We start from the raw sequence: 22,768 nt of genomic DNA on the forward strand, positions 1-22,768 counted from the left end.
TGAATGATGAACGACAAAACCAAGCTGTTACCTGTCTACGTCGTTGATGATGACGAGTCTGTACGCGACTCACTCGCTTTCATGCTTGAAGGGTATCAATTCAATGTCACAACGTTTGTTGATGGACAGGATTTTCTCAATAACGTTGACCTTCAAAAAGCAGGCTGCGTTGTCCTTGATAGCAGGATGCCAATATTGAGGGGCCAGCAAGTGCACCACATTTTAACTGAAGCGAAAAGCCCTCTTGCGGTCATTTACCTGACCGGCCATGGTGACATCCCGATGGCGGTTGAGGCATTACAAACCGGTGCAGTCCACTTTTTCCAAAAGCCCGTAAAAGGTGAAGCATTGGCCGAAGCCATCATTCAGGGCCAGAAACAGTCTGCAGCAAATCTAGATACTGCCGCCGCACAGTCGGCCTATGCGTCGCTGACATCACGGGAGAAAGACATTTTACAGCTCATCATTGCCGGGAAACGGAATATCCGCATTGCCGATGAGCTTTGCATTGCGATGCGAACTGTGGAGGTACACCGGGCGAGTTTACTCAAAAAATTCGCTGCCAAAACCGTCGCGGAGCTTGCATACGTATATGGCAAAATCAGGGCTGCCAATCAAGGCACTTAAACACACCAACCCTTCCCCTCACACAAAAAAACGCCCCGGCTGAACACCGGGGCGCTGTTGGGTTTTAACGCCTATGAAATAGGCGGGATTTACCTAAACACCGGCTGTAAAATGCATGCCGTAGAACAGCCCACGACCAACCAGTTCTGACACCAAAATCAGGGCAAACGCCAGCACTATGACAGGCAAAGCTGGCTGTTGCTTCATCAGCAGAGGAACCAGCCAGATACCCATACCCGTTGCCAGCAGGCCAAGGCGGATCAGCTGTGTTGTCGCCATGTCAGGGACCACCGCAAGACCAGAGGTCACACTGGTGGTGATACCGCCAAGGTGTGCCATTAACATTGCAACCGCAATCATCACACCCATCGCTGCCAGTAGCCCCAGCACCGGCAATGCTTTGTCAGCCGTTGTGAGCTCATGTTTTGCCACTACCAGCAACAGATGCGCCAGCGCAAGCCCACTGACTGCCATGGTCAGTAAAAACGCCATTGGCGTCAGGCCGGTATACCAGCTTGGCACCGTATCAATCATGTAAACCATGATCATGGCGTACATGAAAAAAGCCCCCACGGCGATCGCGCCAAGTTGAAGCAATTTACGAATACCGTCACTGCCTTTATCCAACACAGAAAGCAGCCAGAACAAACCACCCAATGCAAAGAACACACTGCCGCTGGCAATTTCATTGGAAAGCCACGAACTGCCTACCATGTTCAGGGCGTTAAACGCGCGGTGGGGCGACCCCAAATGCATGGTTGACGCAATAAAGCCCAACCCCATGATGGCCCATAGACCAAACATAGATTTATGCAGACGCGCTTCGCCGCTCGGACAAAATTGCTTCGACAGCAGCAATACGCTTAGAACAATAAACGCCCCGACTGCCGTTTGGGCAAACACGGTGAAAACCACCAATGGCCATTCATGCCATGCCATATTAAACCTCCTTCGGATTCGCCAGATAGCCGGTGGTATCACCACTCGGACGGGCATGGCGGTTCGGTTTGATAACAATGTTAGGTCGCGTCAATGCGGCAGATGGCAAGGGTGCCACTTCAGCCAAGGTGCCGTATTTGGCACGCAGCTCATCTATTGGACCAAACTCCAGCGCACGTAACGGGCAAGATTCAACACATACCGGCTGCAACCCTTCTGCGACACGCTCGTAGCAACCGTCACACTTGGTCATATGGCCTTTTTCTGCGTTGTACTGGGGTGCACCGTAAGGACACGCCATGGAGCAATACTGACAGCCGATACAGGTATCGGTATCTACCACGACAAAGCCATCTTCACGTTTGTGCATCGCGCCACTTGGACAAACTTTAGTACAGGCGGGGTCACTGCAATGGTTGCACGCCATGGAGACGTAATACGCGAACACATCCTGACGCCAGGTTTCACCGTCTTTTACCCAGTTACCCCCGGCGTATTCATATACCCGCCTATAATTCACACCGACCCCCAGATCTTTGTTGTCTTTGCACGACAACTGACAGGTTTTACAACCGGTGCACTTACTTGAATCAATATAAAAACCGTATTGTTTCATGGTTTACCCTTTATGCCTTTTTCACCAGTTGCACTTCCACCAGGTTGGTGTGTTGTGGGTTGCCTTTTGCCAACGGGCTTGGACGGTGCGTAGTCAGTACGTTGATACAACCACCTTTGTCGACCTTATTTTTACCCGGCGCATACCAGCCGCCCTCACCCAATGCAGTGACACCCGGCATGATACGCGGCGTGACTTTGGCAGGAATGTGTACTTCACCGCGGTCATTGAAGATGCGCACTAAGTCGCCGTTTTCAATGCCACGCTCTGCCGCATCAATCGGGTTGATCCACACTTCCTGACGTGCCGCTTCTTTGATGATATCGACGTTGCCATAGGTGGAGTGGGTGCGCGCTTTGTAGTGGAAGCCGGTCAGTTGAAGCGGATAAGTGCCGCGCTTGCTGTCATCCCACCCTTCGAAGGTCGACACATATATCGGCAACGGATGGATCACTTCGTCATCCTTCAGCTCCCATGTTTCAGCAATTTTTGCCAACGCTTCAGAGTAAATTTCAATTTTGCCGGAAGGCGTGCTCAGCGGATTGTTGACCGGATCTTCACGGAAAGCTTTGTATGCGACGAAGTGACCGTTCGGGTCACGGCGCTTATAAATCCCCTGTTTACGCATGGTCTCGAAATCTGGCAGTGACGGGTCAATCTCGCGCGTCTGTGCATACAGATGACGCAGCCAGCCTTCTTGATCGCGCCCTTCAGTGAACGCCTCTCCCACTCCCATGCGTTTCGCAATTTCAGCGCACATTTCATAGATGCCTTTGGCTTCAAACTGTGGCTCTATCGCTTTATCCGCAAAGATAAAGTACGGCATGTTCGCGGCCTTGCCGTCCATACAGAAATCAGCCTGCTCTGAGGTCGTCAGGTCCGGCAACACAATGTCAGCGTATTTCGCAGAAGACGTCATATGGTTGTCGATCACCACGATCATCTCGCATGCCTTGTCATCCTGCAGGATTTCATGGGTTTTGTTGATGTCTGAATGTTGGTTGATCAGGCAGTTACCTGCGTAGTTCCAGATGAACTTGATAGGCACGCTGAGCTTATCGACACCCCGGATCCCATCCCGTGTTGCTGTCATTTCCGGACCACGGACAATCGCATCGGTCCACAGAAACATAGGAATAGATGCTTTCACCGGGTTTTTCAGTGTCGGGAAACGGACAAACGGAATGTTGTAGTCAGATTCGCGCGCGCCTGTACCACCACCGTGAATACCTACGTTGCCGGTCAGCAGCGCAAGCATGGCAATCGCACGGGATGCAATTTCTCCGGCAGCCGTACGTTGCAGGCCCCAGCCCTGAATGATGGCACAGGGTTTGGTTGAACCAATCTCACGGGCAAGCTTGATGATTTGATCAGCAGGAATACCGGTGATCGGTGACGCCCATTCTGGCGTTTTCGCCATACCGTCCGGCCCGTCACCCAGAATATACGACTTGTAATCGCTCTTAGGTGGCGCAGATGCTGGCAAGGTTTTCTCGTCGTACCCTACGCAGTAAGTATCAAGGAACGCCTGATCGACCAGATTTTCGGTGATCATGACGTATGCCATTGCCGATACCAGCGCGGTATCTGTACCCGGGCGGATTGGCACCCACTGATCTTCACGGCCACCGGCAGTATCGGTGTATCGTGGGTCAACAACAATCATGCGGGCGTTGGAGCGTGCTTTGCTTTCCATCATGTGATGGATCAGGCCACCACCCGACATGCGTGTTTCTGCCGGGTTGTTACCAAACTGGACAATAAGTTTAGTGTTCTCCAAATCGGAGAATGAGTTGCCGTAAGCCCAGCCACCGTAGGTGTAATGAAGACCCACTGCAATTTGTGCGGTTGAGTAGTCACCGTAATGGTTGAGATAACCGCCTGTCAGGTTCATCAGGCGAGCAATCAACGTGCTGCCCGGCGGCCAGGATTTGGTGACTGTGCCGCCCAGGGTGCCGGTACCATAATTAAGGTAAATCGCCTCATTGCCATACTCTTTGATGATGCGTTTGAGGTTATTGGCTATCTCGTCGTATGCCTCGTCCCATGTGATGCGCTTAAACTTACCCTCACCACGTGCGCCCACGCGCTTCATCGGGTATTTAAGGCGATCAGGGTTATACACACGGCGGCGCATCGAACGGCCCCGCAAACAGGCACGGACCTGATGGTTTCCGTATTCGTCGTTACCTGTGTTATCGGTTTCGACCCATTTGATTTCACCATCAACCACGTGCATGCGCAGCGGGCAACGGCTGCCGCAGTTGACCGTGCATGCGCTCCATACCACTTTCTCGTCTTTAGCTGCAGACGTGGCGGCTGCAACAGGGTGGGATTTAAACGGCAGTGAAACTGCTCCTGCAGTAGCAGCAAGGCCACCCAGAGCAGAAGAAGACTTCACAAACTCTCGCCGCGACAAGCCACCCGCCAGTAACGCGTTAATCTTTTTTTTCATTGACGACATTCTCTTGGTTTATTCAGCGACAACACTTTTGTCGTCGTCCATCCACCAACATCCTCCTGAATACCCTTAATAACATTGTGACAAATCAATAAAATCAGTAACCAATAAATGCCTAATTCTAAAGTGGCACTAAAATCACAAAATCAGAATTTTGTGCTAAAAATTAATTAAATGACAATCATTATTACTATCAAATAAAAAAACGAGGGTATGAATTATTGTTTGATGCGGCGCAAAGCGTGTGCAAGACAAACTCGCTAAACTGCGTACAAATCCATTTCATTCAATGATTATGCAAACTGAAGCTCCCCTGGCCCGCTTGCTTGGCACCCTGTTTTACACTTCTCCTGCATCAGAAACGGTGGCAGCAATCATTCGCGAATTCGGCCAACAACAGCACGAATTACTCAATGCGCTGGCAGGTAGCGCCCGCCAAAACAGCCCTGATGATCTTGAAACTGACTTTTTTACCTTGTTACAAGGCAGTGGCGATATGCCTTGCCCACCTTGGGGTTCAGCGTATCTGGATGATGAGAATGCCCTGTTTGGTGCATCGACACTGGAATATCGCGCCTTCCTCAATGCGCTGGGGTTACATTGCGACACAGGTGTTCGTGAGCCAGAAGATCATATCGGCCTGATGCTAATGCTGCTCTCGGTGCTGTGGGAAAACGGTGACGAATATAACGCTAGGGTGTTACTGCAAACCCACCTGCTGCCCTTCGCTTATGTGATGCTGGAAGAAATGCAGAAACACGCACAAACGGCGTTTTATCAAAACCTCGCACTGTTTACTGAAAACTGGTTAAAGATGGTTGCTGAGGAAAGCAATATTGAACCGGCCAACCGCCGTATTTACTGGGAAAGGGTTTGAGCCTTGCCTGATGACAAAACCATACCCCTTGCTGAGAGGCTGACAGAACAAACCACCAGCCGCCGGGATTTTTTCCGCGCAATCAGCCGCCGAGCAAAAGACGCGGCAGAAGCGGAAAACACCCCACGAATCAATGCGGGCAGACCGATAGGTGCTATCGAAGAAGCATTGTTTACACGGCTTTGCAACCAGTGTGGAGACTGCGTGGATGCCTGTCCGCAACAGATTTTGCAAATGGACAGAAATGGGCCTGAACTGGATCTTAGCCTTAACCACTGCACCTTCTGCAACGCTTGTGCCTTGGCCTGTGAAACCGGTGCTTTGCAACCCAACGCCCCGAAAGACACCGGCTGGCGGCCTGTATTTTCACACAGTTGCAATGCCCGTTCACTCGGCACGTGCGATGAATGCGCCGATGCCTGCCCACAAGGGGCTATCACAGTAATCGCCAACCAACTCCCTACGGTCTCTGCAAACTGCAACGGTTGCGGCGAATGTAAACTGGGTTGTTATATCGGCGCGATTTCACTTCAAAAAAACACACCCGCATAAAAGAAAAGAGCTACCCACGTTGGCTGAGGATCTGCACGTTGCATTTCCCCGGCGTGGATAACTCTCTTATTTCGCCATCAACCTTTCCCCGAGCTGCCAGGGAAAGGTTGCGAATCGCCGTTAGCTGGCCTGCGCGACGGTATTTTGTTTATCGCGGGATTTAACCCAAAGCATGATTACTGCCAGCACGATAAATGGAATCGCTGGGTCAACCAGAGTACCACCCTGACCGAAGATCAGGTTCAGTGCCATGACAATACTCGCACCGATTGCCCACGCAATGGTTGAGGTGACTGTCCAGATATTCAGCTGGTCACCCAACTCAGTAATACCCAGTGTGCGGCTGATAATGTGGAAGTACGAATCGTTCAGGTGAGAGAAGCCAACCGGACCGACTGCACATGCCAGCGCTACAAACACAGGATCCAGACCCAGTGTTTCCACCAGCGGCAGTGTCATGGTCGCAGCTACCATCATTGAAGCCGTCGCTGAACCCTGAATAAGGCGCAACAGTGACGCAATCGCCAATGGCACCAACAGAGGCGGAATACCGCTGCTCGCGATGGCTTCAGCCACTTGTGGACCCGCGCCCGAGGCTTTCAGTACCGCACCCATCGCACCACCACAACCGGTAACAACAAGGATAAGACCAGTGGTTGCCAGCGAATCATCCATTGAACCGATCATGTCTTTGCGGTCAATGTGGCGAGTCAGGCCATACAGGGCCAACAGCACACCGATACCGACAGCCACAACAGGGTTACCAATCAGTGACAGCAAGGTATGGATAACAGAATCGCCTTTACCAACCAGAGTATTAGCCAGAATCAGCACAATCGGGATAAGGATGGGACCAAATGACAGGAAGTTACTTGGCAGCTTGCTCTCATCGGCTTCTTTCACTTTTTCCAGATTCGCCCAGTCAGCGTGTGAGGTGATCCACTGCTGGCCATTTGGAATGCGGTAGTAATCCTTTGCTACTTTGCGGATGTAAATCAGTGACAACAACATCATAGGGACAGATACCATCAGGCCCCACAACATGTATACACCCAGATCGACATCAAGGATACCCGCAACAGCAACCGGACCAGGCGTTGGCGGCACCAGTGCGTGAGTGATCAAAAGACCTAGTGCCAGTGTGACACCCAAACCCACGGCTGATTTACCGGTGTTGCGTGAAATTGCGCGAACAAGCGAGTGAAGAATGATGTACGCAGAGTCACAAAATACCGGGATAGCTACCAGCACCCCGGTGAAACCAAGCGCGATATCTTCACGGCCTCTACCGCAAAGTTTCACGAAGGTTTTCGCCATACGCACTGCCGCACCAGAGCGCTCGAAACATGCGCCCATGATCACGCCAAACGCGATGATAAGGCCGATGCCACCCAGTACACCACCAAAGCCAGATTGAATTGCATTAATCAACTCTGTCGGTGCCATACCGGCAAACAACCCCATGATAATGCTTGCCAATACCATAGCGAGAGCTACTGGAATGCGGGTTTTTATAATCATCCCCATCATGGCGATGATCCCCACGATAATTCCTATTAACGCTGCGTCCATTATTTGTCCTTCCATTCAGATTTTTGTTTCTACACGAACCGTGCCTTCAACCCCAAAACAAAGGGGTTGAGGCATATTTTTGTTCTAGTTGTAAAATCAAAGATAAGGTTTCAGCCATCCCAAGCCTTCTTCGGTGGTATTCCTTGGCTTGTATTCGCAGCCAATCCACCCGTTGTATCCGGCTTTGTCGAGTTGGTTAAACACGTGCGGATAATGAATTTCACCTTCTGACGGTTCATGCCTGTCAGGTACAGAGGCGATTTGCACGTGCCCGATATAATCAGCCAGCTCACAGATCATCACAGTGATGTCGCCATCCATGATTTGGGCATGGTAAACGTCAAACTGCAGCTTCACGTTGGGGCGGTTGACTTGCTCAATAAGTTCGACGGCTTCACGCTGGTGCGCCACGAAGTACCCCGGTACATCACGGGAATTCAGCGGTTCAATCATCAACTCAATGCCGTGTTCTGCGAACTTATCAGCGGCGTAACGGATATTCCCCAGAAACGTTTCAACGTGCTTCTGGTAGCTGAAATTACTGTCCCGCAGGCCAGACATCGCGTGAACCTTTTTACAGTTCAGTGCCTTAGCATACGTCAGAGCCACATCCACACTTTGACGGAATTCTTCTTCACGACCGGGGATTGCTGCCATGCCACGCTCGCCGGCGTCCCAATCTCCCGGCGGCATGTTGAACAGCGCCTGTTCAAGACCAAACTGTTGGAGCTTGTCTGCCAGAACCTGAGGTTCAAAGGCATAAGGGAACAGGAACTCCACCGCTTTGAACCCTGACTGGTGGGCTTTTTCAAAACGCGCCAGAAAATCCACTTCGTTGAACAGCATGGTGAGGTTTGCTGCAAATCGGGCCATTATTTTCCTCTCCTTTGAAGATCTGTCACTTCGTCGTCAGTCAGGTAACGAACAGGTTTATCTTTGAGTAAAAACATCAGCTTGGCGGTTTCTTCCAGCTCTTCGGCGTTATCGACCGCATCCGTTAAATCAGTACCGGTAATCACGGGTCCGTGGTTGGCGAGCAGGAAAGCGCGGTAATCGCTGGCGCGTTTTGCAAGCTCTTCAGCAATTTGTGGATGTCCCGGACGGAGATAAGGGATCACCGGCAGCTCACCTACCCGCATCACGTAATAAGGCGTAAACGGCTTGATGGCGTTGTTCATGTCCAGATTTTCCAGGCATGACAGCGCGGTCAAATACGTGGAATGCAAGTGGACGATGGCATTACACGTTGGCTTGTTGCGGTAAATCGCCAGATGGAATGCAATTTCTTTTGAGGCTTTCTTGCCGGAAATCTGGTTACCGTCGATATCAACCACCGACAGCTCTTCCGCCACTAAACGCCCGAAGGACGATCCGGTCGGCGTAGCAAGAAAGTGACCGTTGGGTAATTTGACGGAAAGGTTCCCTGCCCCGCCTGTGGCATAACCGCGCTCAAACATTGATCGGGCCAATGAGACCATTTGTTCCCGCAGTGCCTGTTCACTCATAAAAAGAACTCCTGCGCTTTTTCAAAGAAGGTTTCATCGCCAAAGTTGCCGGATTTCAGGGCCAGTGACAGATCGCCATCCAGTGATTTCACCCACGGCACGCCCGGCGCAATCTGTGGCCCAATATGGAAGCCTTTAACGCCAAGGCTCTGTGTTACAGTGCCGGATGTTTCGCCACCGGCCACAATGAAGTTTTTCACGCCATGTTCTTTGAGCTTGTAAGCCAGTTCACTGAAGAATTTCTCTACAGCATGACTTGAAGCTTCCGCGCCGTACTGAGTTTGGATGGCGTTGAGTTTTTCCGGCTCTGCGGTTGCAAAAACCATTGGCGCGTAGTCGTTTTCTAGCTGGCCACATACCCATTTGCTCACCTGCTGGCTGTATGTGTCATCAGTCAGGCATGCCTCAACATCCACCGCAAAGTGCGGCGCTTTACCCTGATAAGACGCAACTTGCTTGTTGGTCATCACTGAACAGGACCCAGACAGGATCACGGTTTGGGCTTTGGCTGGACGCCCTGCGGATTTGGCTTCGCTCTGGTCGGCAAGGTGGGTGACCCAGTTTTTCGCAATCCCTGCCGCAAGGCCCGAACCGCCGGTCACCAGCTTGAGCGATTTCACCGCTTCACCCAGCGTTTGCAGGTGGTCTGCGTTAAATGCATCTACCACGGCATAACGGCAGCCTTGCGCTTGTAACTCGTCAAATTTGGCGCGGATCTGTTCGCTGCCCATTTCGATGGTCTGGTAATTCACCAGACCCACTTCGCCTTTTGATTGTGCTTTCATCAGGCGTACAAGGCTGGAATCCGTCATTGGCGTTACCGGATGATTACTCATACCGGATTCATTGAGTGGTTCACCAAGCACAAACAGGTGACCGTTGAATACGGTACGGCCGTTAACCGGCAGCGCCGGGCATACAATGGTGAATTTTTCACCCAATGCATCCAGCAGCGCGTCAGTTACCGGACCAATATTGCCTTTGGCGGTACTGTCGAAGGTTGAGCAGTATTTAAAGTAAAACTGCTGGCAACCCTGATCTTGCAGCCAGGAAAGCGCCGCGAGGGAGTCGGCTACTGCTTCCCCGGCTGGGCAAGAGCGGGATTTCAGGCTGATCACCACAGCATCAGCATCAACTTGGGTATCTTTGGCAGGCACACCGTTAAGCTGCACGGTGCGCATACCGTTTTCAACCAGAAAGCCTGAGATGTCGGTAGCGCCGGTAAAATCGTCTGCAATTACACCTAACAACATGATTACTTCTCCACGCCTGGCAGTTTGATGCCGTCAAAAATCTTGATCACGGCGCTGTCATCTTCTTTGCCGTAGCCTGAATTGCTGGCTGACGTGAACATATTGAGTGCAGTGCTTGCCAATGGCAGTGGGAAGCGCAAATCCTGTGCGGTGTCCGCAACCAGGTTGAGGTCTTTCACGAAAATATCGACCATGGATTTCGGCGAGTAGTCGCCATCCACGACATGCTTCATGCGGTTTTCAAACATCCAGGAATTGCCTGCGGCGTTGGTAACAACGTCATACATCAGATCCAGCGGGATGTTGGCACGTGCTGCCAGCGCCATCGCTTCTGCACCGGCTGCGATATGTACACCCGCCAGCAGTTGGTGAATAATTTTCACGGTCGCACCAAGACCAATTTCTTCGCCGATGTTGTAAACCTTGCCCGCCGTGGCATCCAACACCGGCTTCAACATCTCAAACGCCTGCGGTGAGCCAGACGCCATGATGGTCATCTCACCCGCTTCCGCTTTTACAGCGCCGCCGGAAACCGGTGCATCCAGCATCACCAGATCATGGGCTTTCAGGCCCGCTTCAATCTCTTTGGCATCCTGCGCTGAAATCGTGGCCGAGACCATAACGGCCGTTTGCGGTTTCATGTTTGCCGCCAATCCCGAATCAAACAGCACGGACTTAACCTGCTTGGCGTTAATCACAAGAATTAACACTGCGTCCAGTTCACTGGCGAACTGGTTTGCATCTGTCGCGACGTCTTTGGCGCCGGCATTTTTGAGGGTTTCAAGTGCCGCAGGATTAAGATCGACACCGTAAACATCAAGACCGGCGCGAATGCACGACTTAGCGGCGCCCATACCCATTGAGCCTAATCCGATCACTGCCACGGATTTCACTGTATTCTGGTTCATCATCTACTCTCACATTCTGTGATGCGCCAAGCGCAATGTGTTAATATTTGTTATATGATGTGATTATCTGTGAATCCATAACCTCGTGTCCGTGATTCTTCTCTCACTTCGAACTCAAAAGATAAAACCTCTTCAACTTAAGGTTATTTATCGACCGGAATGCAAGTTTTGAAGGAACGTTCCCCTCTGGCTTTCACAGTAATACTCAAATATTCACACATCATGTTCACTGCTGTTATGATGGAAACAAAGTTGGCAACGAGAACAAGCATGATCCCAGCAGAAAGACAAAAAATGATTCTGGCGATGCTGTCAAAGCAGGAAGTAATCAGTATTAATGAGTTGGTTGAGCGCATCGGCGTTTCTCACATGACAATTCGCCGTGACATCGCCAAGCTCGAGCAACAAGGAAAGGTACTGTCGGTGTCAGGCGGGGTGCAGTTGACCCAGCTCATTCACCGTGAAGCACCGCATGACGCAAAAGCTACTCAGCACGCGGATGAAAAACGGGGTATTGGCCAGCTTGCCAGCACCCTGATCCCTGAACATTCCACCGTCTATCTGGACGCAGGCACCACCACGCTGGAAATTGCCCACGCGATTTCACACCGCAGCGATCTGCTGATCATCACCAATGATTTTGTGATAGCCAATCACCTGATGCAGCACGGCAGCAACGAAATTTACCATACCGGCGGCCGTGTCGACCGGGATAACCAATCATCTGTCGGCAGTAAAGTGGCGGAATTTCTGGCGGGAATGAACATTGATATTGCCTTTATCTCAACCTCTTCCTGGAACCTGAAAGGCATCTCCACCCCCAGCGAACCGAAAGTCACGGTAAAACAGGCTGTCGCCAACGCCGCGCAACAGCTTGTGTTGGTCTCAGACTCGTCCAAATACGGAAAGATTGGTACTTTTCACGCCTTAAACCTCGAGAAATTCAACACCATAGTGACAGACAGGCACTTCCCAGAAGGAACGGTAAAAGACCTCAAGGAAAAAGGGATCAGCGTGCTTTACTGATAGCTCATACTGAGATGTAAAACGTGCGAAAAAGGCCTTCCCGAATCCCGGAAAGGCCTTTTTATTGATGTCTTAGTGCAGATTAATGATTAGTGGGCTTTTTCAGCACACGCTGACATTTTGTTTCGGCACAGCAGGAAATAACACAATGATGCAATCAGAATAGAGTCCAGTGACGGGATCCCTGTCAGCGTCAGCATTCCATTGACTGTCGCAAAACCAACCAATGAACCTATTCCCCATGCAACAAACGTCATCGGTTTAATGGCAGCATCCTGATCGAGTGTAGACTCATCGTACCCCTGGCGGCGATGCATGAAGAAGTCAGCAATGTAGATACCTGCAACAGGTGGTGTCGCAATACCAAGGAACAGCAGGAAAGGAATAAACCACGCCATGATATCCATACTGCCGACGATTGCAGCCAGCACACCCAAAGCAACAGTGATCTTCCATTTTGTAACTTTGCTCAACAAAGTTGAGACAACCAGCGTTCCCTGGAACATATTCCCTGCGTTACCTGTAATGCAGGCGAACACCAGTAAAATCGCAGCGGGTAATGTGGTTCCGATCACTGCCATGGCTGCCAATAGTGAATCTTCAGATGTGAGCGAGCTTGGCACAGCCCCAACAAAGAACAGCACAGGGTATGCAAGTCCGAATGTCAGTATCCCCGCTATCATTGCGTGCTTTCTGTTGTGAACAAAGCTGCCAAAATCCGGTGAGGTAGCGACCAACACAATAATGGTTCCCACCACTGACGAAACTGCAGCACCAAAAGAAAGCGATTCAATTTTTTCAACTGCCTGCACACCCGCACCGGTTGCTACGAACAAAATCACAAACATTAAAAACACAATCACTGGCACGGCAACTTTTGACACTTTTCCAAGCGCCTCGAAGCCAAACGCGGTAGAGGCAACGAAAATGACACACCCAACGGCAACAAGTACCGGAACCGGAATATCGAGACCAAACCACGAGATCACATCCTGCACACTATGACCAAACATATTTGCGGTGACTGCAATCCAGCCAAAGAGGCTAATCGCCATCAGCACGTTAATGGCAATGGCACCTTTTGAACCAAACGAGAATTTGACAATGCCGTAAGTAGGGAGTCGGGCTTGTTCACCAATAGAGATGTTGATAACGGCAAGGAAGGTAAGAATGATGCTGCCTACGGCAATCACCATCGCAGCGTTACCCAGTTCCAGCTGACTGCCTAAACTGGACGAAGCCAACAATACCGGGGTGACCAGAATACCCAGGAGTATCATGGCGACTTGCCAGCCTGAAGCTGTGCTTGGCGCATCTGCGCTTTTTCTGTTGTTACTCATCGGTCAATCCTTTTGTTTCGATTTTTATTATTCTGTCCGGCCATCTCGTGAAAGTAGGGAAGCAACGAGACGACCGGAACAGGGAATCGTCAGCTCAGCATGGCGATGTAATTGCGCCAGCCACCGGTTTCAGTAATCTCTTTCTGCCCTTCAACCAGACAAGGCTCACCCAATACACCAAGCACTTCGCTACCATCTGCCAGTTTCACTTTGCCGATGCAAAGTCCCGCAGGCTCGTTGCTCAGCACGCTTGCGAATGCGTCTTTTGGCAACGACCAGATTTCCAGATCCACCGAGTTGTTTTCTTCTGTCGTGCGGATCATTGCTGGATGGTCGTCATTGATGGACCACAGTCGATAGTGATTGTCTGTTTTATCTTCGCGGACAAACTCTGCCCCCACATTCGTCAGGTTTGGGTTGAGCTTCAGTCCACGCATCAGGGTGCCGTTTACTGCAAGTAAGGTTCGGTTTGACATCGTATTCTCCAAAAAGCCCAGCTCATTCTGGGCTGTTAAAAACGGATAGGATTAATGGCGAATCCAGGTGCCTGTATTGCCATCCAGCGCAGACAACAGTCTGTTGGCCTGAGTGATCAGCCCTGCGCCTTTCGGGTTAGCAGCAACAAACGCCAACAGCGCCTGAACTTTTGGTTTCATTGAACCTTCACCAAACTGCCCTTCATCACAAAGTCGCTGAGCATCTTCCGGCGTTAGTTCATCCAGCCACTGTTGGTCTGGCTCACCAAAATTGATCGCAACCTTTTCGACTCCGGTCGGGATGATCAACATATCAGCGCCGAGCCTGGTAGCTAGCAATGCTGAAGCAACGTCTTTATCGATAACGGCTTCTACACCGTGCAGATTGCCCTCTTCATCACGCTCAACGGGAATGCCGCCACCGCCGCACGCAATCACCAAAGCTCCAGAATTCACCAACGCTTCGATGCTGGAGAGTTCTACAATTTCATGTGGTGTCGGGCTTGCCACGCAACGCCGCCAGCCACGACCAGAGTCTTCCATAATGCTCCAGCCAAGCTCGGCAGCATTTTTCTCGGCGGCCTCCTGGCTCATAAAAGAGCCAATAGGTTTGTTGGGTTTTGCAAACGCAGGATCACCTTTGTCTACGCGTGTCTGGGTGACCATAGAAACTACCGGGCGGTTTATGCCACGGCGGGCAAGCTCGTTCCCCAGCGCTTTTTGGAACATGTAACCGATCGCGCCTTGGGTATCGCCCACTGCATAATCGACAGGGACAGGAGAAACTTCATGTTCCGCAAGTTCTGAGCGGCGCAGGATAAACCCCACCTGGGGACCATTTCCGTGAGTAATGACCAAGTCCCAGCCCCGCTCAATAAGGTCAACCAAGTAGCCCACATTGTTTTCTACCGTGCGGTATTGGTCATGAATGGAACAGTGGTCATTGTCATCAATCAGGGCGTTACCACCAAACGCGATAACCGCCAAAGGACGCTTGCTCATTGGGTTTTCTCCCGGCGTGCATGCAGGGCACACACAGCATCAACAAAACAGGTCATCGGTGCGGTTGTAATCCCAGCACCAATCTGGCCAACACCTGCCTTTTTATGGGCAATACCGGTGTTGATAATCGGCAATACACCGGTATCCACCACTTTGCGGGCATCAATACCAGCAGCTGTTGGCGCAAAGTTCAGTGCAGGCAAAGTAAATGCGGGATTCCCGCCAAGTGTTATCGCTTGCATAGCACGGCTGTTGTTGGTCGCATCACTTGGCGTACCGCCAACAAATTTGACAATGGCGGGTGATGAAGCCATGGCAAAGCCCCCTACCCCTGCGGTTTCAGTGATGGCACTGTCTCCCAGATCCGCTGCAGCATCTTCAACGCCAAAACCAGGGAAAAATAGACCATCGACGGGGTTGGCAGGCGCCTGGAACCACTGGTTACCAAGGCCTGACAACTGGATTCCGAAATTCACGCCGTTGCGAGCCATGACAGTCACCATGGTACTGTTTTCGACCCCTTCTGCCGCTTTAAGCATGCTTTTGCATGCAGCCATAGAGAGGTTCAGGAAAAAGTGATCATTGCCCGTGATAAAACGGATCACGCGCTGCAACAAAGGCTGTGGCAACGTTGTTGACAACAATGCAGGGATCAGTTGTTTTAATAGCAAACCTGTTGCTGCCGCATTCCGGTTGTGTACTTCATCACCCATATGCAGCGCTTGCGCCATGATGGGTTTAAGCTCTACGCCCCCCATTTCACGGACTGCGGCTTTCATTGCGTCAGCCAGTTCTGTACCCATCCAGTCCAAGCGAGCAATAACATCCTGGTTGTTGGCACCGAAGCGCAGCACTTTCCCGAGGCCTTCGTTGAAGTTGCTGAATACGCGTTGTACACCTTCTTCGGTCTGGTTTTCTACAACCCAGACTGGCATAGAGCGGCTGATGATACCGGCCATAGGGCCAACAGCGTCGTAATGGTGACACGGCTCGAACTCAACCTCGCCAGTGTCAATCATCGCCTGCGCCTGTTCTATATCATCCGCCCAGCGTTCATAGACAATGGCACCAAGGATTGCCCCCTGAACCGGACCACACATGTCTTTCCAGGCAATCGGTGGACCTGCATGGAGGATCAGCTTGCGGTCTGCCAATGCAGGGATTGCGTCACCCGCCAGTAAGACATCCACCAACGTTGGTTGCGCAGCCAGATACCGGCTCATCGCCACTTGGTTTGCTTGCTCGATATCAATGTGGTTGGTCAGGTCTGCCAGAGCCATCGCACCTTGTCGATCACCGCTCGCAGGCGGTTGCCAGTTCATAGCAACCACGCTTCCACCAGCACGTTCAATATTGATGGCAAAGCTGTTTAAACCCGCGTTCAGAACGGTCAGTTTTTGATTAAAAAGCGCTCTCATTCTGGTTACCCTACTGATTCTGTTGATTGACAATACGCGCAGCAAATTGCGCAGCCTGAGCATTGCAGTCAGCAACCATCACACCCTGTTCTTTTAACGCCTGTATGATCATTTCACGTGATTGAGGATCAGCATCTGTGCCACAAACATGGGCCACAAAAAGTGGCAGTTGCGATTGTTCTTGTTTTAACTGCTCCAACACCTTCAACAGTTCAGTCAGGGGCTGCTCAGAAGCGCCGTAGCCGAGCACTACATCAAACAGCACTACGGCAGTTTGTGGATCACGCGCATCCTGTAGCAGGCGTTGGTTACGCAAGGTAGGATCTATCATCGGATGGGGCCGACCTTGGGTAAACGCATCGTCTCCCAAGTCAACAATGGTGTTCTCCCGGCTACGCCATACATCCTCAAGGGGTTGATATCCTTTAACCGGGGTATTCGAATAGCCTTCAATACCTGCTTTCTGGCAAATCAATTGCGCTTCAAAGCAAAAGGTGCCGCCCGCATAGACACCGCGTACATAACGCTGTTTTGCGCTCAGCTTCGCCGCTTTTTCATCAACAAAAGCAGCTTGCTCGTCGGTAAGTTCAGCGGCCTTTTCTGGCGTGTCACCATTCAATAGCGCAACAGCAACTTCTGCAGAGTGCGCCAGGGTATCAGCGGGGAAAATACCGTTGCGGGCGATGGTTTGGTTATCCGCACCGAGGAAGTGCACAACCACTGGTTTATCCGTCGCTTGTGCGACATCCAGAATACGCGCTGCAATCTCTTCAGCAGGCGGCTTGGAAATCAATACGATGACCTTGGTTTGATCATCCTCAATCAGTGCCCGTAAACCGGTAAGCATTGAGATACCGCCGACGTCTTGATGGAGGTCGTGTCCACCAGTGCCCAATGCCTGGGAAATACCTTCCCCAAGTTGATGCACGCGGCAGGTTGCTTCTTGTAACCCAGTACCGGACGCCGCCACAATACCGATTTCACCCCGACGAACCACGTTAGCAAAGCCAAGTGGAATACCATTGATGATCGCCGTACCACAATCTGGCCCCATCACCATAAGTCCTTTCTGCTCTGCCAGTTGTTTAACTTTTCGCTCGTCAGCCAGGGATACATTGTCACTGAACATCATCACATTAAGGCCAAAATTCAACGCCTTAATGGCTTCTGCAGCCGCATAGTCACCGGGGACGGAAATAAGGGCCAGATTGGCGTCCGGGTGTTGTTCCAAGCAAAGCCCGAAACTGGTCAGCGGTTGCTGGAAGTCAGTACCTTGGCTCTGCTCGCCGCCACGAGCCGTGAGTTTTTCATGCGCCAGCGCTATCGCTGTTTCACAGGCGTCTTCATCACCTTTGACGGCGATAACCAGATCATTCGGTTTGGCATTGAAGTCAGAGCCAAAACCCGCATCTGCCATTCGGGATAAATTCGCTTCAGTTCCCATTACGACCGACGCGTCTTCAATTCCGTCCAGTTGATTAAGCTGTGCGGAAAGTTGCATCAGGGACACCGAGTCCTGATACATGTTTTCAAATGCTTTATATTTTATAGCCATAGAAAAACCATTTTTAAGGAAAAATATTATCGAGAATTCAGAAGATAAACTGCACCAAGTAAAATACCTGAAACAATATCCGCGCCTGAAGTGGCGCCAATTTCAAAAACCTTTTTAAATTGATTGCTTATTTCGTCTTTATCTGAAGATGTTAATAAAAAATAAACCAGCCACATTACTGGCTCTGAAAATTCACCGTCAAAGGCTTGGGACAAATAATGGCGACTTACGTCTGTTGTGTAGTTAATACGCGTCGCGCCTTGCGTAACTATCCTTTCTCTCAATCTGTCAGCATTAGCGGCAATGCCTTTTACACCAGTAAGCATTGCCAGTAAACCTGACATGATATCGTCACCGGTGGGAGTCAAACCTTTTCCTTTCCCAATACCACCTACGATGATGTCAACAAGTTTGGGAGAAGTTAATTCAACAGTGTTAAATTCAGAAAATCCTATTTCATCAAAATAATTGCAATTATTTAACCGTGTTACTCCAGTCCCTTTTTTCAAACACAAGAACTGAAGAAGTAACCCCTTTAATATTTGAACGTTGCATTTAAATCTTTGCCAATTTAACGTTTCTATTTTTTCGGGTTTTGACCACTCTGCTGCACTTCGTGCATCAATACTGTGATGCTTCAAAGTGCTAAACCGCAATATTCCCCCCCGAAAATAAACATCATCTCCGGCCTGACACGATTGCAATGCTGCAAATGCATCTGAAGGTAACATCAAACTACAAGGTGTTTTTGGTAACGATGTATCAAGCAGCGATAACCAAGGAAAACACGCATCATCAGTGACTATGTTGATGGCACGGGTAAACACACTATGTACCCTGCCATCAAAGTTGTGGGGGGGACATCGCTGACCTTTACATGTCGCGAATATCATCACCCATCCTGCTATTACTTGATTGCGTCAAGAATATCTTTTGAGTGGGAAACCCAACCGAATATCCCTCCCTGCGCTTTAATCATTTCCAGTGCGTACTTTTGAAACTCTGGGAAGTAAGAACCTACGCAATCTTCAGGAACAATACATTCGTATCCACGGTCATTCGCTTCACGGACAGTGGTCGTTACACATACTTCTGTTGTCACACCGCAAACAATCAGGGTTTTGATGCCACGGTTTTGCAAGATGAGGTGCAGGTCTGTTTGGTAAAAAGCACCTTTTCCTGGCTTATCAATCACTGGCTCACCCGCTATGGGGTATAGCTCAGGAATGATGTCATGGCCTTCCTCACCGCGGATAAGGATACGGCCTTTTGGCCCCATCTCACCGATAAAGGTTTTACCACCACGGGTCAGTTTTGCTGCCGGACAATCAGTAAGATCAGAACGATGGCCTTCACGTGTATGAATAATAGTCAAACCGGCTTCACGGGCAGCCTTTAACACTTCCATGCATGGCTCAATCGCGGTACGAACCAACGAAACATCATTGCCAAGTGCTTCGCCAAAGCCTCCTGGTTCAACAAAGTCACGTTGCATATCAATCATTACCAACGCAGTAGTAGCAGGGTCAAATTCAAGCGCAAATGGCTCAGCATTAAACATCTTTTTCATCATGTTACCTTTGTATTTCGTTGATTATTGGAATAGCAATTGGTGTTTTTATTGCGTGCTTTAACACTTAACACTGATAGTAGAATCCGGTTCTCCACAAAAAAAGTGAGTAAATTCCTGCTGGAAAATCAATTTTTTTGACGAGTCGTCGAGCAAGGTTGATTCTGTTCACATCGCATACAATCAAGGCGGTTTAAAAAAGCAGTTTCACAACCAAAAGGCACACCATTGAGGAAATTTGATGAATGGCATCAAAAATACGCCGCAATAAGTTGCGAAAAATGAGATCTGGATATCGTTCGATTTGCGGCCCAGACAAATGCCTGAACCGCAGATGAGAGAGGAGGTGCAAGAGAAGCGTTTTTGAAAGGTTTATCCTCACGCGTGCCAGTTAAATTTGTGTTCATTTGCAATCAAGTAGTCCACGCACCAGTTAAGTACAGGGCTTTCCCGCTGCGCATGCCATGCATAAAACAGCTGTGTAGGCTGTTTGTGCTCTATGATGGCTTTCTTGATCACCCGCCCTTCGTCAAGCTTTGTCTTGATTCGATGATGTGGGACATAACCAATGCCAATACCTTCTTCAATCATCTGAATCGCGGTAGTGAGCTCAGGTGCATAGATAACTTGCTGCCCGGTCAATGACCATGAGTCTTGGGGGGAAATGTGTTGAGAGGTGTCTTTGACAACAATAACAGGACACTGGCGCAGTTCTTCAGTGGTTAAAATACCCACATGTCCGGCTAATGGATGCTGTTGGCCTACAATAAAATCCCATTCCACTTTGCCAATAGCATGATGCACAATTCCTTCAAGTTTTGGCGCAGAATGAGGTGCACCAATAACCAAATCTGCGCGCCGGGAGTAAAGTGCGTCCCAGCAACCGTTATATACTTCCGTTTTCACGCTGATTTGAGTAGCGGGAAAATGGTGGTTCAGCTCACGGACTAAATCGATGATTCCTGCCCGGTTGATAATGTTGTTGATCGCGATATCAAAAGAAATATCAACGCCACTGCTGATCATTGAGCTATTTCGCACCAGCTCTTCAAAGGAATCAAGCATCCAACGGCTCTGCTCAATAAAGTAGTGGCCTGCTGGTGTGAGTTTCACCTGCCTCCCGGAGCGATCAAACAATGCAAAGCCCAGCTCTTGTTCCAACCTCTTGACGGTATAACTGACTGCTGATGGCACACGGTTAAGTTGCTCAGATGCAACCGCAAAGCTTCCGCAGTTTGCTATCAAATGAATGGTTTTGAGGGATTCCTTGGATAATGGCATGCTACAAGCGCTCTAAAAACGTCAACTGCGTGAGTATACAGGAAGATAACCGGGGGAGAACCGTGTTCATCTCATCAGTTCTATACCCTCGACAGGGCCCAGTACAATCTGCAAGCAGTTAAAGTATTCACGCTTTCCAAGCAACACCGTTTGTACGTTTAACGCGCCGCCCAGTTAAACCCTTTGCGCATCAAGGTATCGACCATCGGGTGTTTTAGCTCATCAACGGTGTGACCTATTGAGCAGTAAAACACCCTGCCCTGATCCCAGCGGCGACGCCAGGCAACTGGCATTACGGTGCCATCAATCCAATGAAGGTGTTCGCCACTGAATGTGGTGGTCGCCAGTACGTCATTGCCTGGGTCTACCAGCATGTAGTATTGCTCACCATGAATATCGAAATCTTCCAGCCCTTCCATAAACGAGTCATCGTTTTTGGTAAAGGTCACCCTGTAGTCAACAAAGTCGTCAGACGGGATGGGGTTGTCCGGCCATCCGGGGGGATGCGCGACAAACTGGCCGCCAATCATAAAGTGATAGGTAGGGTGATCACGGAAAGCATCGCCCATATGCCCATGCCACCCTGCAATACCACAGCCGCTGGCAACCGCATCCAGCAAACCTTGTTCCTGTTCGCGGGTAATATTGCCAAATTCATCCTGATGACTGCTCCGTGCGCTCGACCAAATGGGCACAATTAAGTCCAGACTGGCAGTAATGTCTGCGTCCAGCAAAGGGTTGAACGTGTCGTAGGCAATAACGTCGAAGCCTTCTTCTTCAAGTAACGCCGTTGCCCAGTCACAAAACACCGTTGGTGTGTGCCCTTCCCATCCCCCGACAAATAACGCTGCTTTCTTTGCCATCACTGCTCCTCATGCTTCCCAGTGTTGCTGCCATTGTTCGCCGCGATATAAGTTGCTATTGCAGCCATATCCATCTCTCCAAACCCAGCATTATCTGCGGCCTTAAGTTGTTGGAAATTGGTATGAATTTGCGCCAGTGACCACCCAAGGCTATTCGCCATTTGTAGTGTCAGCGCCATGTCTTTTCGCGCCAGAGCTAACGCAAAAGTGACATCATCGGATTGGTTGAGATAAAGCGGCGTACGAAAACGGATCATTGGCGACCCTGCCGCACCCTCACCCAATAGGGTGAGCAGTGCCGCACGGTCTATGTTGCAAGATGCAGCCAAAGCCAGAATTTCACCCACAATCTGATTCTGGCTGTGAATCACACTGTTGATGAGCAGCTTGGCTGCATGACCTCTTCCTGCCTCTCCCATGTGAAACTGGGCTTTCCCCATCAGAGAAAAGCAGTGATGGACATCCGGCGTAACCTCTCCCGATGTACCGAACATAAAAACCAGCTCACCGGCTTCTGCCGCATTCAAGCTGCCAGACACTGGCGCATCGACGTACACCACACCGTAAGAATTGGCGACTGACGCAATATCTTCCGACAATGCCGGGCTGATGGTGCTCATTTCTACCCAATGCGTTGCCCGGTGTCTGGAAGGTGTAATCAAGCCACTGTCCGGATTGAAGTAAACGTCTCTCGCCGCTTCATCATCCGCGATCATGGTAAATACCAGGTCGCAATCACGGGCCATTTGCGCTGGGTTTTCAGCGACATTTACGTCAGGATAGGTATCAACCAAGGTTGAAGATTTATCCTGACTGCGGTTCCAGACCGTCAGCGTAATGCCTGCTTTTGCCAGATTCGCGGCCATCAGCCATCCCATCCGGCCAAGTCCAATAAAGCCGATATGCATAGTGTGCCCTTTCCAGTGT

Annotated in this window: 22 protein-coding genes; 4 read left to right on the forward strand and 18 right to left on the reverse strand. The window is 50.3% G+C overall.

Going from position 1 to position 22,768, the window contains the following annotated elements; translation table 11 throughout:
- Positions 1 to 6: 6 nt before the first annotated feature.
- A complete protein-coding gene (locus tag AC6IB1_RS09835; protein WP_497568873.1) occupies positions 7 to 627 on the forward strand; it encodes a response regulator in 621 nt (206 codons plus the stop codon).
- Between the two features lie 93 nt (positions 628 to 720).
- Here AC6IB1_RS09835 and AC6IB1_RS09840 read toward each other — a convergent pair whose 3' ends face one another.
- From AC6IB1_RS09840 to AC6IB1_RS09850, 3 genes are read right to left on the reverse strand one after another with little or no spacing between them, the layout of a single operon-like run.
- Positions 721 to 1,566 carry a DmsC/YnfH family molybdoenzyme membrane anchor subunit gene (locus tag AC6IB1_RS09840; protein WP_497568874.1) on the reverse strand — a complete coding sequence of 282 codons (846 nt, stop codon included), beginning with the start codon at positions 1,564 to 1,566 and terminating at the stop codon, positions 721 to 723.
- Between the two features lies 1 nt (position 1,567).
- Positions 1,568 to 2,182, reverse strand: a complete 615-nt coding sequence (locus AC6IB1_RS09845) for a DMSO/selenate family reductase complex B subunit (RefSeq protein ID WP_497568875.1) — start codon at positions 2,180 to 2,182, stop codon at positions 1,568 to 1,570.
- Between the two features lie 10 nt (positions 2,183 to 2,192).
- A complete protein-coding gene (locus AC6IB1_RS09850) occupies positions 2,193 to 4,637 on the reverse strand; it encodes a DmsA/YnfE/YnfF family dimethyl sulfoxide reductase (RefSeq protein ID WP_497568876.1) in 2,445 nt (814 codons plus the stop codon).
- 301 nt (positions 4,638 to 4,938) lie between these two features.
- On the opposite strand from AC6IB1_RS09850, the gene AC6IB1_RS09855 reads away from it, so the two are divergent.
- Both AC6IB1_RS09855 and napF read left to right on the forward strand, forming a co-directional pair.
- The gene (locus AC6IB1_RS09855; RefSeq protein ID WP_497568877.1) at positions 4,939 to 5,520 is read left to right on the forward strand and encodes a molecular chaperone TorD family protein; all 582 of its coding nucleotides are present in this window, start codon (positions 4,939 to 4,941) and stop codon (positions 5,518 to 5,520) included.
- A 3-nt stretch (positions 5,521 to 5,523) separates the two neighbouring features.
- Positions 5,524 to 6,072, forward strand: coding sequence for a ferredoxin-type protein NapF (gene napF / locus AC6IB1_RS09860; protein WP_497568878.1), 549 nt, complete (start codon positions 5,524 to 5,526; stop codon positions 6,070 to 6,072).
- 120 nt (positions 6,073 to 6,192) lie between these two features.
- Here napF and AC6IB1_RS09865 read toward each other — a convergent pair whose 3' ends face one another.
- From AC6IB1_RS09865 to ltnD, 5 genes are all read right to left on the reverse strand, one after another.
- Positions 6,193 to 7,644 carry a GntP family permease gene (locus AC6IB1_RS09865; RefSeq protein ID WP_497568879.1) on the reverse strand — a complete coding sequence of 484 codons (1,452 nt, stop codon included), beginning with the start codon at positions 7,642 to 7,644 and terminating at the stop codon, positions 6,193 to 6,195.
- Between the two features lie 96 nt (positions 7,645 to 7,740).
- Entirely contained in the window at positions 7,741 to 8,517 is a 777-nt protein-coding gene (gene otnI, locus AC6IB1_RS09870) for a 2-oxo-tetronate isomerase (protein ID WP_497568880.1), read from the reverse strand.
- Complete coding sequence (otnC, locus tag AC6IB1_RS09875) at positions 8,517 to 9,149, reverse strand: 3-oxo-tetronate 4-phosphate decarboxylase (protein ID WP_497568881.1); 633 nt, start codon at positions 9,147 to 9,149, stop codon at positions 8,517 to 8,519. Before otnC ends, otnI begins: the two co-directional genes overlap by 1 nt.
- Positions 9,146 to 10,402: a 3-oxo-tetronate kinase gene (gene otnK, locus AC6IB1_RS09880; protein ID WP_497568882.1), complete on the reverse strand. Its 1,257-nt coding sequence runs from the start codon at positions 10,400 to 10,402 to the stop codon at positions 9,146 to 9,148. Before otnK ends, otnC begins: the two co-directional genes overlap by 4 nt.
- Positions 10,403 to 10,404: 2 nt before the next feature.
- On the reverse strand, positions 10,405 to 11,310 hold the full coding sequence (gene ltnD / locus AC6IB1_RS09885; protein ID WP_497568883.1) for an L-threonate dehydrogenase: 906 nt from the start codon (positions 11,308 to 11,310) through the stop codon (positions 10,405 to 10,407).
- Between the two features lie 270 nt (positions 11,311 to 11,580).
- Here ltnD and AC6IB1_RS09890 point away from each other — a divergent pair, with 270 nt between their 5' ends.
- A complete protein-coding gene (locus tag AC6IB1_RS09890) occupies positions 11,581 to 12,336 on the forward strand; it encodes a DeoR family transcriptional regulator (protein ID WP_497569125.1) in 756 nt (251 codons plus the stop codon).
- 89 nt (positions 12,337 to 12,425) lie between these two features.
- On the opposite strand, the gene AC6IB1_RS09895 is transcribed toward AC6IB1_RS09890, so the two are convergent.
- The 10 genes from AC6IB1_RS09895 to AC6IB1_RS09940 form a co-directional block, all read right to left on the reverse strand.
- Positions 12,426 to 13,676: a cytosine permease gene (locus AC6IB1_RS09895; protein WP_497568884.1), complete on the reverse strand. Its 1,251-nt coding sequence runs from the start codon at positions 13,674 to 13,676 to the stop codon at positions 12,426 to 12,428.
- A gap of 89 nt (positions 13,677 to 13,765) precedes the next feature.
- Complete coding sequence (locus AC6IB1_RS09900; RefSeq protein WP_497568885.1) at positions 13,766 to 14,152, reverse strand: allophanate hydrolase-related protein; 387 nt, start codon at positions 14,150 to 14,152, stop codon at positions 13,766 to 13,768.
- Positions 14,153 to 14,203: 51 nt separating this feature from the next.
- Complete coding sequence (gene arcC, locus AC6IB1_RS09905; RefSeq protein WP_497568886.1) at positions 14,204 to 15,154, reverse strand: carbamate kinase; 951 nt, start codon at positions 15,152 to 15,154, stop codon at positions 14,204 to 14,206.
- Positions 15,151 to 16,572: a YlbE family protein gene (locus AC6IB1_RS09910; protein ID WP_497568887.1), complete on the reverse strand. Its 1,422-nt coding sequence runs from the start codon at positions 16,570 to 16,572 to the stop codon at positions 15,151 to 15,153. The genes arcC and AC6IB1_RS09910 overlap by 4 nt, the downstream gene beginning before the upstream one ends.
- A 10-nt stretch (positions 16,573 to 16,582) precedes the next feature.
- Entirely contained in the window at positions 16,583 to 18,127 is a 1,545-nt protein-coding gene (fdrA, locus tag AC6IB1_RS09915) for an acyl-CoA synthetase FdrA (protein ID WP_497568888.1), read from the reverse strand.
- A 26-nt stretch (positions 18,128 to 18,153) separates the two neighbouring features.
- Positions 18,154 to 19,020 carry an oxamate carbamoyltransferase subunit AllH family protein gene (locus tag AC6IB1_RS09920; protein ID WP_497568889.1) on the reverse strand — a complete coding sequence of 289 codons (867 nt, stop codon included), beginning with the start codon at positions 19,018 to 19,020 and terminating at the stop codon, positions 18,154 to 18,156.
- Between the two features lie 14 nt (positions 19,021 to 19,034).
- Positions 19,035 to 19,697 (reverse strand): isochorismatase family protein, encoded by a 663-nt coding sequence (locus tag AC6IB1_RS09925; RefSeq protein WP_497568890.1) that lies wholly within the window; start codon positions 19,695 to 19,697, stop codon positions 19,035 to 19,037.
- A 378-nt stretch (positions 19,698 to 20,075) separates the two neighbouring features.
- On the reverse strand, positions 20,076 to 20,978 hold the full coding sequence (locus tag AC6IB1_RS09930) for a LysR substrate-binding domain-containing protein (protein WP_497568891.1): 903 nt from the start codon (positions 20,976 to 20,978) through the stop codon (positions 20,076 to 20,078).
- Positions 20,979 to 21,136: 158 nt separating this feature from the next.
- The gene (locus AC6IB1_RS09935; RefSeq protein ID WP_497568892.1) at positions 21,137 to 21,841 is read right to left on the reverse strand and encodes a ThuA domain-containing protein; all 705 of its coding nucleotides are present in this window, start codon (positions 21,839 to 21,841) and stop codon (positions 21,137 to 21,139) included.
- Positions 21,841 to 22,749 carry an NAD(P)-dependent oxidoreductase gene (locus AC6IB1_RS09940; protein WP_497568893.1) on the reverse strand — a complete coding sequence of 303 codons (909 nt, stop codon included), beginning with the start codon at positions 22,747 to 22,749 and terminating at the stop codon, positions 21,841 to 21,843. Before AC6IB1_RS09940 ends, AC6IB1_RS09935 begins: the two co-directional genes overlap by 1 nt.
- Positions 22,750 to 22,768 lie beyond the last annotated feature (19 nt).

It is taken from the genome of Grimontia sp. THUN1695, assembly GCF_059704325.2.